This window comes from Pseudoalteromonas lipolytica (assembly GCF_001306915.1).
GTDB lineage: Bacteria > Pseudomonadota > Gammaproteobacteria > Enterobacterales > Alteromonadaceae > Pseudoalteromonas > Pseudoalteromonas simplex.
This window is the reverse complement of sequence record NZ_LJTC01000008.1, coordinates 1-11,889: the sequence shown is the minus strand read 5'-3', so window position 1 is coordinate 11,889 and position 11,889 is coordinate 1. Positions and strand designations below refer to the sequence as shown.

Below are 11,889 nucleotides of genomic sequence, written 5' to 3'. Positions count from 1 at the left end.
TTAATTGTTAAAACAAAAAAAGCTCTATAACTCACTGTTTCAAAATGGAAAGATGCTAAGTATCTGCTAGTTAATATCGAATCTGTTTATCAAATAACGAAATAATCGTAAATAGCTGAATATTGTCCTTGAACTTAGTACGTGCAATAAGTTAGTTTTCGTAAATGGTCTATGTTAGGAATGAGGAAACAACATGCAATCGTGGAACCCAGACAGCTGGAGAAAACTGCCGATACTTCAGCAGCCAGAGTACCCAGATCAAGAAGCCCTTAAATCAGTTGAAGGGCAATTAAAAAGCGCACCACCTCTGGTATTTGCCGAAGAGACGCGTAGCTTATACAAACAACTAGAAGCTGTATGTGAAGGCAGAGCCTTCTTATTACAGGGTGGTGATTGCGCAGAGTCATTCAGTGACTTTAATGCAGCAAATATCCGCGATACATTTAAAACACTTTTACAAATGGCCGTTGTTTTAACTTATGGTGGTAAATGCCCTGTAGTTAAAATTGCGCGTATGGCAGGTCAGTACGCTAAGCCTCGCTCATCAGATTACGAAACGATCGATGGTGTATCTCTGCCTTCGTACCGTGGTGATATCATCAATAACTTCGAGTTCACTGAGCAAGCACGTGTACCCGACCCACAGCGTTTGATGACAGCATATCATCACAGTGCAGCAACGCTAAATTTATTACGCGCATTCGCGCAAGGTGGTTTAGCCGATTTACATCAAGTAAACCGCTGGAACATGGGTTTTGTTGCAGCAAATCCGCTTAAAGAGAAATACCAACAGCTAGCTGACAGAATTCAAGATGCGCTTGAATTTATGGAAGTGTGCGGTATCGACTCAACTGTTGCACCAAGCTTAAAAGAAACAGACTTATTTACATCACACGAAGCATTATTATTAGGCTACGAAGAAGCACTAACACGCCGCGACCACTTATCAGGTGACTGGTACGATTGTTCTGCACACTTTGTTTGGATTGGTGAACGTACACGTCAACTTGATCATGCACACATCGAATTCTTTAAAGGTATTAAAAATCCAATTGGTGTGAAAGTTGGGCCAGGTATGGACCCAGATGAGCTAATCAAACTTATCGATGCAGTTAACCCAGATAACATTCCAGGTCGCTTAACGTTAATTACGCGAATGGGTGCTGATGTACTGCCAGAGAAACTACCGGCACTAGTACGTAAAGTACAACAAGAAGGCCGTAAAGTTATTTGGAGCTCAGATCCAATGCATGGTAATACTGAGAAAGCGAGCTCAGGTTATAAAACACGTAGCTTTAATAATATTCTTCGTGAAATTAGCCAGTTCTTCGCAGTACACAAAGCTGAAGGTTCATACCCAGGTGGTGTTCACCTTGAAATGACTGGCCAGCACGTGACTGAATGTACTGGTGGTGCATATGGCTTATCTGATGAAGATTTAGCACAGCGCTACCGCACTCAGTGCGACCCACGCCTAAATGCAGATCAAGTTTTAGAACTAGGTTTCTTAGTTGCTGATTTATTAAAAGACACACGTAAGTAACACTAAGTTATCCAAAAAAGGCTGCATATTGCAGCCTTCTTTAATGTCCGATACTAAAATAAGTTAGTACTTACGTCTTTCAAGACCAGTATCAGATATAATCTTTGCAGAAATTTCTTCTACTGAATGATGAGTCGAATTTAAAAATTGAATCTTCTGTTTTTTATAAAGCATTTCTACTTCACGCACTTCGATACGACACTGTTTTAAAGACGCATATTTTGAATTAGCCATACGACGCTGGCGAATATCGGCAAGGCGAACAGGGTCAATCGTTAAACCAAAAAGTTTATGTTTGTAAGCTTTTAAACACTCAGGCAGGGTGCCTCTTTCTAAATCATCTTCTGTCAGCGGGTAATTCGCCGCTTTGATACCATATTGTAATGCCAGGTATAAACTAGTTGGTGTTTTACCGCTTCTGCTAACACCTACTAAAATAATGTCGGCTTCAGCATAGTTTTTAATGTTAGCGCCATCATCATTGGTCAACGCATAGTTAACCGCATCAATACGAAAATCATAACTTTTCTCGTGCATCGAATGCGTTCTATGAACCTTTGGTACTGGCGCAACTTTTAACTCTTGAGAAATTTTATCACTGTATTGTGATAAAAAGTCATAACACACCGCGCAAGACGATTTAATAATTTCACTTAGCTCGTGGTTTACAAAAGTGAAGAACACGAGTGGCTGTTCTCCATCACGTTGCGCTGTTGAATTAATTAAGTTCTTAACTTCAATTGCTTTTTTTTCTGTTTCAACAAAAGGAATTGTTTTGTGATTAAACTCAACAGGAAACATAGATAAGGTCGCATGACCAAAGACTTCAGAGGTGATTGCTGTTCCATCAGAAATATAAAATGCAGTTCTCATATTTAACCTTTTTATTACCTTTATCTGCAAAATAGGGGCTTCACGGTTTACGTGAGGTCTGTTGCCAGTGTAGAATGACTACGACCTTTTTAGAAGGTTTTCTTTCTTAACTCTCACAGTTAGTACTACAATTTGTTTATGGAGAAAGATCCGTGCAAGAATACGTTCTCTGGTATCAAGAGCTTGGTATGCAAGATGTTCCTCGTGTTGGCGGTAAAAACGCTTCACTTGGTGAAATGATCTCAAACCTAGCTAACGCTGGTGTTCAAGTGCCAGGTGGTTTCGCTACAACCGCTGATGCATTCAATGAGTTTCTAGAGCAATCTGGATTAAACTCAAAAATCCACGATATTTTAGACACATTGGATGTGGATGATGTAAATACACTCGCTAAAGTCGGTGCCGAAATCCGCCAATGGATTATCGATACACCATTCCAACCTAACCTAGACCAAGCCATCCGCGACGCATATAGCCAACTACACGGCGACGCATCACAAGATGTTTCATTTGCAGTTCGCTCATCTGCTACAGCAGAAGACATGCCAGACGCTTCATTCGCAGGACAACAAGAAACGTTTTTAAACGTACGTGGTATTGATTCAGTAATGACTGCAATCAAACACGTGTTTGCCTCACTATTTAATGACCGCGCTATTTCTTACCGTGTTCACCAAGGTTATGATCACCGTGGTGTTGCACTTTCAGCTGGTATCCAACGCATGGTTCGTTCAGATAAAGCAGCTTCAGGTGTTATGTTCAGTATTGATACTGAATCTGGCTTTGAAGATGTTGTATTTGTAACTTCAAGCTATGGTCTTGGTGAAATGGTTGTACAGGGTGCTGTAAACCCAGATGAATTTTATGTACATAAACCAACTCTAGCTAACGGTAAACCAGCGGTAGTTCGCCGTAATATTGGTTCAAAAGCAATCCAAATGATTTACTCAGCGGATGAATCACATGGTAAGCAAGTTGAAATTGTTGACGTAGATTCGTCACTTTCAAACAAATTCTCAATCACAGATGCTGAAGTTCAAGAACTTGCAAAGCAAGCTGTTATTATTGAAAAGCACTACGGTCGTCCAATGGACATCGAGTGGGCAAAAGACGGCAACGACGGTAAACTTTACATCGTTCAAGCACGTCCAGAAACAGTTCGTTCAAACGAAGACGCTAACGTTATGGAGCGTTTCCAATTAAATGGTACAAGCACAGTTGTTGCTGAAGGCCGTGCAATTGGTCACAAGATTGGTTCAGGTACTGTACGCGTACTAGATTCAATTGATGAAATGGACAAAGTACAACAAGGCGACATTCTAGTTACTGACATGACTGACCCAGACTGGGAGCCAATCATGAAACGTGCCGCTGCGATTGTTACAAACCGTGGTGGACGTACTTGTCACGCGGCAATCATTGCTCGTGAATTAGGTATTCCTGCAGTTGTTGGTTGTGGTAATGCAACTGATTTAATTAAAGCAGGCCAAGATGTAACTGTATCGTGTGCCGAAGGTGACACAGGTTATATCTACGAAGGTATTTTAGATTACGAAGTACTTACTTCACGTGTTGATGAAATGCCAGAATTACCAATGAAAGTTATGATGAACGTAGGTAACCCTGATCGTGCATTCGACTTTGCTCGCTTACCTCATGCCGGTGTTGGCCTTGCGCGTGTTGAATTCGTAATCAACCGAATGATTGGTGTTCACCCTAAAGCACTTCTTAATTTTGATGCGCAATCTGACGAGCTAAAAGCTGAAATCTCAGAAATGATGGCAGGTTATGAATCACCTGTAGAATTCTATATTTCTAAGCTTGTTGAAGGTATTGCAACACTAGGTTGTGCGTTTGCACCTGAGCGTGTCATTGTTCGTATGTCTGACTTTAAGTCAAACGAATATGCAAACCTTGTTGGCGGCCAGCAATATGAGCCGGAAGAAGAAAACCCAATGATTGGTTTCCGTGGTGCAGCACGTTATATCTCTGAAGATTTCCGTGACTGTTTCGCGTTAGAGTGTGAAGCGATTAAACGTGTTCGCAACGAAATGGGTATGACTAATATTGAAATCATGATCCCATTTGTTCGTACGCTTGAAGAAGGTAAGCGCGTTATTGAATTACTTGAAGAACATGGTCTTAAACGTGGCGAAAATGGTCTGAAAGTAATCATGATGTGTGAATTACCATCAAACGCGTTACTTGCAGATGAGTTCTTAGAGTATTTCGATGGTTTCTCTATCGGTTCAAACGACTTAACTCAGTTAACATTAGGTCTTGACCGTGACTCAGGTTTAATTGCGCATCTATTCGATGAGCGTAACCCTGCAATCAAGAAACTATTATCAATGGCTATTCAAACAGCTAAAGCAAAAGGCAAATACGTAGGTATTTGTGGTCAAGGTCCTTCAGATCATGAAGACTTTGCAGCTTGGTTAGTTGAGCAGGGCATTGATTCTGTTTCTCTAAACCCAGATACAGTATTAGAAACTTGGTTATATCTTGCTAAGAAATTAGCCGACTAAGTACTTTATTTAATTAAAATAAAGATTCTGATATAAAAAATGCCAGCACTTAGCTGGCATTTTTGTAGCTCAATTAGAAATCAGCGAGCAAGTTTTTTATCGATATAAGCACATGACTTAGTCAGAGCCTTTTGGCACAAGGTTAAATAATCACGCGCTTTAGGATAGTAAAAAGATAAACAGAAAAGTCCTGCAATAAAGAAGATCAGCGACGGTCCGGGAATAATAACAAAAACTAAACCCAATAACATGCACAAGGCACCTAAACTGATTAATGCAATTTTTTTCATCTGACTATCTCATTTGCTGCTTTAATACACAGTATAAAAGTAATGCCCCCGAAATCGATAAAAAGAGTGTTACAAACTGTAAAATCTTCAATTTATCTTAGCTATTAGCATGATATAATTTGCAAAATGCCTTAATTTATCACCGTCATGATAGCAACAATAAGCCAACAACAAGCCACCACAGAACTCGTTTCTAATTACTTAGATACAATACAAAAACAAGGTTTTAGTGGTGATACCGATGCAAGCTTTTCTACACGTTTAAGTTTATCAACCGATAACAGCGTTTACCAACAGGTACCTCAAGGTGTCATCTTTCCAAAGTCAGCAAAAGACATACAACTTGCTATGCAAATTGCTTCTCGTGATCCGTTTTTATCACTGACTTTTGGTCCACGCGGAGGTGGTACAGGTACTAATGGTCAATCGCTAACCCCAGGTATAGTTGTTGATTTATCTCGCTACATGCGTGAAATTTTAGAAATCAATGTCGAAGAAAACTGGGTGCGCGTGCAAACGGGTGTAATAAAAGACCAATTAAACGACTTTTTGCGTCCTTACGGTTTTTTCTTTGCGCCCGATTTATCAACAAGTAACCGTGCAACAATCGGTGGAATGATAAATACAGATGCATCAGGTCAAGGCTCTTTGGTTTATGGCAAAACAAGTGATCACGTTTTAGGCCTAACAACTTATCTTGTTGATGGCACTGAAATGTCAACAACCCCTATGCCTATTGAAAAAGCAAAAGTAATTGCTGAACAAAACACGACAGTAGGTAAGTTATATAAAACAGTTCTTGATATTGGCCTTGAGAATCGAGACGCTATTTTAGAAAAATTCCCACGTTTAAACCGTTTTCTGACCGGCTACGATTTAGAACATATTTTTTCTGATGATTTACAAACCTTTGATATGAGCCGATTAATTACTGGCTCCGAAGGTTCATTAGGTATAGTTACTGAAGCAAAACTAAATATTACGCCCATTGCTGAATTTAAAACATTAATCAATATTAAATACGATAGCTTTGATTCTGCACTTCGTCATTCACCATTTCTAGTTGCAGCAAATGCAACTTCTGTAGAAACAGTCGATAGCAAAGTACTTAACCTTGCTCGAGAAGATATCATTTGGCATTCAGTATCGGACTTAATAACCGATGTTGAAAACAAAGATATGCAAGGGCTCAACATGGTTGAGTTTAATGCGGTTTCACCAGAAGACATTAAAGATAAAGTAGACACTCTTTGTAAGCTACTCGATGAATGTGTTGAAAAACAAACTAATGGCGTGATCGGTTATCAGTTAACGAATGACAAAGCTGATATATTAAAAATTTATGCAATGCGTAAAAAGTCAGTGGGCCTTTTAGGAAATGTAAAAGGCAGTCAAAAACCGTTAGCTTTTGCTGAAGATACTGCAGTACCACCAGAAAACTTAGCCGATTTTATAGTCGAGTTTCGTGAACTTCTCGATAACCACAACCTTCAATATGGTATGTTTGGCCATGTTGATGCTGGTGTTTTACACGTACGACCTGCACTCGATATGTGTGACCCTGAACAAGAAAAATTGCTTCGCCATATTTCAGATGAAGTCGTTAAACTGACTGCCAAATATGGCGGCTTGATGTGGGGAGAGCATGGCAAAGGGTATCGAAGTGAATATGGCCCTGAATTTTTCGGCGAGCATTTATTTACACAACTTAGAAAAATCAAAGCGGCATTTGATCCAAATAACAGAGTAAACCCAGGTAAAATCTGTACGCCAATTGAAAGTAAAGACTCACTCGTTTCTGTTGACGATCAAAAGCGTGCCTGGTTCGACAAAGAAATTTCTATCGATGTTAAAACAGAATTTAATAACGCGATTACCTGTAATGGTAATGGTCTGTGTTTTAACTACGATGAAAAATCACCAATGTGTCCATCTTATAAAGTAACAGGTGACCGCCGTTATTCACCTAAAGGTCGCGCAAGTTTAATGCGCGAGTGGTTGCGCCTTCAAGAGTCTGAAAATATTGATTTACTCAATGTCGAAAAAGAATTAGTTAATGGTGAAGTGATCACTTGGTGGGAGCGCTATCAACATAGTCGCGATAAGAAAAAAGGCGTTTATGATTTCTCTCATGAAGTAAAAGAATCAATGGATGAATGTTTAGCTTGTAAAGCATGTACTACTGCATGCCCAATAAAAGTTGATGTACCAACATTTCGCTCACGCTTTTTAAATTTTTACCACAGTTATTATGCTCGACCAGCAAAAGATTATTTAGTAGCAGGCATCGAACAAACTGCGCCGGTGATGGCAAAATTTGCTAAAGTGGTAAATCCAATAGTAAATACAAAACTTGTTTCAGGATTAATTAAAAATACCATTGGTTATGTTGATACGCCAAGTTTAAGCGTACCGCAACTTTCTAAACGTATTTCAAAAGATCAGCAATTTAATTTTGAATTACTTAATTCGCTTTCAAAAGAACAACAAGCAGAATATGTACTGATAGTACAAGATCCATTCACGAGTTTTTACGAAGCCGAATTAGTCGAAAGCTTTATTAAAGTCATTAAAGCGTTAGGCAAAAAACCTATGCTATTACCATTTAAACCTAATGGTAAAGCTCAGCATGTAAAAGGGTTTTTAAATGAATTTAAAACAACAGCAAAAAATGCAGCTGAGTTTTTAAATTCACTCAGTGAAATCAATGCTCCTTTAGTTGGGCTCGATGCATCTTTGGTTATGTGTTACCGAGATGAATATGTATCAATTTTAAAAGAGAACCGTGGAGATTTTAAAGTTGAGCTTGCGCATGAATGGCTTCAAACGCAAAGCTTTAAACAAGTTACTCTTGCCACTACAACGAGTTCGCCATTTAAATTGTTGAGTCATTGTACTGAAACAACAGCAATGCCGAATGCATCTAAAGTTTGGCAAACCATTTTTGCTGATCTAAATTTACAGCTTGAAACTACCAGTACGGGTTGTTGTGGTATGGCAGGAACGTACGGCCATGAAAAACAAAACCAAGAAAATTCACGGGCTCTTTATGAAATGAGTTGGCAACCAATTATTTCAAGTAATGAGCCTGAAACTATTTTAGCAACTGGCTTTTCTTGTCGTAGCCAAGTGAAGCGCTATGAAAAATTTAAACCAAAGCATCCACTGCAATTAATTGCAGAGCTACTTTAAGTTGTAAAAATAAAAAAGGCGCTCAACGCGCCTTTTTTATTGGTAACTTTTTGCTATGGGCTTGGTACTCATGCCATGAATGAACACACTAAATAAAATGGTTGTTAATGTTACTGTGGCAATTTGTTCTTTGTTTTCAATTACTGTATCCATCACCATTAAAGTGAAAACGATAGACGCCAAACCTCTTGGACCAAACCACGCAAAAGTAAATTTGTCTTTGAAATTTAGATTAGTAAACATAAGTGAAAGGAGTACCGGCACAATTCTAAAAATCGTCACACTTAATAACGCATAAAAAATAATTGACCAAGTGATATCATTCACAATTAAGTGACCACATACAAAACCGAATAAACACCAAATTAGTAGCGCAACAAATTCAGCGATATGCTCAGAGTCTTTAACTAGTGTTGAACGAATTTTTTTAGGTGCTAAGTAATCAAATAAAAGCCCCGAAACAAAAACAGCAATAAAGCCACTGCCATGAAAATTTTGTGTTAAAGAGAAAATAGCCATGACTAAGCCAATCAATAAAAATGGACTGCTATTATTTGCAAAGTAATGACGTGCTAATGCTATTTTTAAAAGTGGAATAAACACAGCCATCGACACGCCTGCAACAATAAGTGCTACACCTAACTCTCTTGCAAAAACAAGTAAAGTATCAATTGTCGTTACAGCACTTTCTGGATTTTGAGCTAATAAAAGTAAAATTAAAAAGATGGGTACGCAAAGGCCATCGTTCAAACCACTTTCCGTATTTATTCCTTCGCGAACTTTCTCTGGAACCGATGTGCATTCTAAAATTCCTTTGCTAAGCGCGGCATCAGTCGGCGTTAAGATTACCGCAATCAAAGCAGATTGAAAAAGTGATAACTCCGAAAAGAAAAACAACCCGCCAGCTACACCTAACAGTAATGTCATCGGCAAAGCAACAAAAAGTAACAGGCTAGGGTACTGATAACTATGTTTTAATACGGGAAGTTTTGATTTGGCGGCATCGGTAAATAAAAAAATACTTAAGGTTAATTCAACCAAAGGTAAAATGTCACTGAGTCCGGCTTCGCCTAACTTAAACTCACTCGGCAAAAAGTAAGACATTGCAATTCCGACCAACACAAAAAACATTGGCCCGGTAATTTCTGTTCGCTCTAATTGCCGAATCGTCAGTGAATAAAATAATAAAGCTAAGCCAACTGATGCCAGTATTGTATATTCCATTACACTTTCCTTTTTATTCCGGACTTTGCACGTTCTTTTATATTTGTTTGAATATAGATTTGATCTGTCGTAGCAATTTTTGCATGACCTAAATCTTCAGATAAATGTTTTAGCGGTCTTGTTTGGGCATCGTGTGTTGCACCGGTATGTCTTAACCAGTGAGCAGTGGCCGCTTCAAGTTGTTCCGCATCATCTTTAAAGCCGTCATCTAAAAGAGATTGTTTTGCTAAATCAAAACTTTGCTGAACCAAACGACGAATTTGACGAACAGTCATTCCACCTTTACCACGAATTTTATGAACTAACGGCTCAGCTTCATCAACGCGGGGCAGGGCAGGTAAACCACGGTAAAGCCTATAACGTTTTAGATATGATATAAAATCTTCACTTAAGGTAACATCACGTAATTTATTGCCTTTACCCATAATTCTTAGAAACCAAAAACCATCATTATCTTGCCAAAAATGTGACATAACGGGTGACCACTGAGGGCGCTCGGATAACTCAGATATTCGTAAGTACAATCCTTTTAAGCAAGCAAGTGTGAATAAATTTCTTTCTAAATCAGGTTGTTGTTCACATAAATCACGAGTAACACCAAAAACATATTCCCATTGAATATCACTAAGTGTATCGGGAATTTTAATTTGCGATTGCACAACTAAGTAAGGGCTATTCTTTTTAACAACCGGTACAAAGTTAGCAAAGGTTTTTTCTTCTAAAATTGCGAACTTATAAAAAACATTTAAAGCTGTAAACATAGCTGCGAGTGTTTGTTGGCTAGCAATATTTTCTTTATTGATGAAAGGGCGCCAATTTGTATTTAGTCGTCTTATGCCTTGTTCATCTTTATAACGCCATTGCACTGAACTTGACAACCAGGCTGAATCTGGTTCAACCATAAAATCAACATAGGCTTCAATATCTTCACGTTTTAGATCAAATACCGATTTTTCAGCAAACAACCACGACCATAAACAAAAACGCTCAAGCTCATTTCGAAAACGATTAAATGTGGCTTCTGATTTTCGGCCATACACATATAAAAACTGATAAACAAAAGCTAAGTCATTTTTTGATTCAGCAACAGTCAATCCAACTTGATGTATAAAGTGTTCAAGTTCTGGATATTCTGTTGCAAGAGTATCATCTTCAAGATGGGCAATTTGGTAACGCAGTTGTTTTAGTGTATCGACGAGAGCAACGAGCATAATGATGTAATATCTTGTAAAATAGCTAGTTATAAGATTACCATAAAGTCCGATACTGTCTAGTATTGGACTTAATATATCTATAGTATTTGCAACATTAACTAGATTGCCATACTAATATTCAAGGAATATGTATGAAAAAGTTTATCGCTATTAGTTTAGTTTTAATCACTACAATTTTAACCGGTTGTGCTACAACAGGAAGTGCATCTCCCGATGAAAAACGTGCTTTAGTACAAAGCATGAAAAACAATACATTAAGTGAGCTTTACGCTCAAAAACCTGATGTTAAACAACAAATTGCTAACTCTGCTGGTTATGCGGTTTTTGATAATGCCAATGTAAATGTTGTTTTAGCCAGTTTTGGCGGTGGTTATGGTGTAGTAAAAAATAACTTAACCGGTAAATCAACTTACATGAATATGGGTGAAGCAGGTTTAGGCTTAGGTTTAGGTGTTAAAGACTTTAATGTTGTGATGGTTTTTCATAATCAAGCAGCAGTAAATCGCTTTATTGAACATGGTTGGGCATTCGGTGGAAATGCAGATGCAGCAGCAAAATATGAAGATAAAGGTGGTGCTTTAGTTGCCGAAGCAATTGCCGACCAAGTAACTGTTTATTCCTTAACCGAAAATGGCCTTGCTTTACAAGCGGTACTTAAAGGCACTAAGTTTTGGGTAGATTCTGAGCTAAATTAAGCTATTTTAAACCCTTCTAAAAGTGGGCTAGTTAGTAACCTAACTCCCACTTTTCATTAGTTTAAGCAATTTAACATAACGTAATTTATGGGCTATCCGCTATTACGCAAAAGCGTCCTCAGTTGGAGCGTTTGCTAGTCCTGCAACAAGTGTTAGCGCTACACATGCCGCACTAATCTTTTTTACAATATCCGACCAGATCTTACCTTCTTCCTTGGATTTTGATTTTTCGATAGCAAGTTTTAGTAAAGCTTCTTTTTGATCCATACCAACAGCATTAGCCATTGCGATGCACTGGTTCGCAGTTAAATGACGACGATTACCTTTTTT

The 11,889-nt window shown here is 38.4% G+C and carries 9 protein-coding genes; 4 read left to right on the top strand and 5 right to left on the bottom strand.

Annotated features, from left to right (window positions below; genetic code table 11):
• Positions 1–193 precede the first annotated feature (193 nt).
• The gene (locus AOG27_RS12380; protein ID WP_054553334.1) at positions 194–1,543 is read left to right on the top strand and encodes a class II 3-deoxy-7-phosphoheptulonate synthase; all 1,350 of its coding nucleotides are present in this window, start codon (positions 194–196) and stop codon (positions 1,541–1,543) included.
• A 63-nt stretch (positions 1,544–1,606) separates the two neighbouring features.
• Here AOG27_RS12380 and AOG27_RS12375 read toward each other — a convergent pair whose 3' ends face one another.
• A complete protein-coding gene (locus AOG27_RS12375) occupies positions 1,607–2,416 on the bottom strand; it encodes a pyruvate, water dikinase regulatory protein (protein ID WP_054553333.1) in 810 nt (269 codons plus the stop codon).
• 152 nt (positions 2,417–2,568) lie between these two features.
• Between AOG27_RS12375 and ppsA the strand changes: the two genes are divergently transcribed.
• A complete protein-coding gene (gene ppsA, locus AOG27_RS12370) occupies positions 2,569–4,944 on the top strand; it encodes a phosphoenolpyruvate synthase (RefSeq protein ID WP_054553332.1) in 2,376 nt (791 codons plus the stop codon).
• An 80-nt stretch (positions 4,945–5,024) separates the two neighbouring features.
• On the opposite strand, the gene AOG27_RS12365 is transcribed toward ppsA, so the two are convergent.
• Positions 5,025–5,234, bottom strand: coding sequence for a PGPGW domain-containing protein (locus AOG27_RS12365; protein ID WP_054553331.1), 210 nt, complete (start codon positions 5,232–5,234; stop codon positions 5,025–5,027).
• Between the two features lie 147 nt (positions 5,235–5,381).
• Here AOG27_RS12365 and AOG27_RS12360 point away from each other — a divergent pair, with 147 nt between their 5' ends.
• On the top strand, positions 5,382–8,426 hold the full coding sequence (locus AOG27_RS12360; RefSeq protein WP_054553330.1) for an FAD-binding and (Fe-S)-binding domain-containing protein: 3,045 nt from the start codon (positions 5,382–5,384) through the stop codon (positions 8,424–8,426).
• Between the two features lie 36 nt (positions 8,427–8,462).
• On the opposite strand, the gene AOG27_RS12355 is transcribed toward AOG27_RS12360, so the two are convergent.
• Together AOG27_RS12355 and AOG27_RS12350 are read right to left on the bottom strand one after the other, a co-directional pair.
• The gene (locus AOG27_RS12355) at positions 8,463–9,650 is read right to left on the bottom strand and encodes a cation:proton antiporter (protein ID WP_054553329.1); all 1,188 of its coding nucleotides are present in this window, start codon (positions 9,648–9,650) and stop codon (positions 8,463–8,465) included.
• Positions 9,650–10,861: a tyrosine-type recombinase/integrase gene (locus tag AOG27_RS12350; RefSeq protein ID WP_054553328.1), complete on the bottom strand. Its 1,212-nt coding sequence runs from the start codon at positions 10,859–10,861 to the stop codon at positions 9,650–9,652. Before AOG27_RS12350 ends, AOG27_RS12355 begins: the two co-directional genes overlap by 1 nt.
• Positions 10,862–10,995: 134 nt before the next feature.
• Between AOG27_RS12350 and AOG27_RS12345 the strand changes: the two genes are divergently transcribed.
• On the top strand, positions 10,996–11,559 hold the full coding sequence (locus AOG27_RS12345) for a YSC84-related protein (protein WP_054553327.1): 564 nt from the start codon (positions 10,996–10,998) through the stop codon (positions 11,557–11,559).
• A gap of 102 nt (positions 11,560–11,661) precedes the next feature.
• Here the strand turns inward: AOG27_RS12345 and AOG27_RS12340 are convergent.
• A partial coding sequence (locus tag AOG27_RS12340) for a DUF3693 domain-containing protein (RefSeq protein WP_235523697.1) occupies positions 11,662–11,889 on the bottom strand: 228 nt, incomplete at its 5' end.

Coding starts and splice junctions, on each gene's coding strand:
- AOG27_RS12380 (WP_054553334.1), top strand. CDS start 194: ATGCAATCGTGGAACCCAGACAGCTGGAGAAAACTGCCGATACTTCAG.
- AOG27_RS12375 (WP_054553333.1), bottom strand. CDS start 2,416: ATGAGAACTGCATTTTATATTTCTGATGGAACAGCAATCACCTCTGAA.
- AOG27_RS12365 (WP_054553331.1), bottom strand. CDS start 5,234: ATGAAAAAAATTGCATTAATCAGTTTAGGTGCCTTGTGCATGTTATTG.
- AOG27_RS12360 (WP_054553330.1), top strand. CDS start 5,382: ATGATAGCAACAATAAGCCAACAACAAGCCACCACAGAACTCGTTTCT.
- AOG27_RS12355 (WP_054553329.1), bottom strand. CDS start 9,650: ATGGAATATACAATACTGGCATCAGTTGGCTTAGCTTTATTATTTTAT.
- AOG27_RS12350 (WP_054553328.1), bottom strand. CDS start 10,861: ATGCTCGTTGCTCTCGTCGATACACTAAAACAACTGCGTTACCAAATT.
- AOG27_RS12345 (WP_054553327.1), top strand. CDS start 10,996: ATGAAAAAGTTTATCGCTATTAGTTTAGTTTTAATCACTACAATTTTA.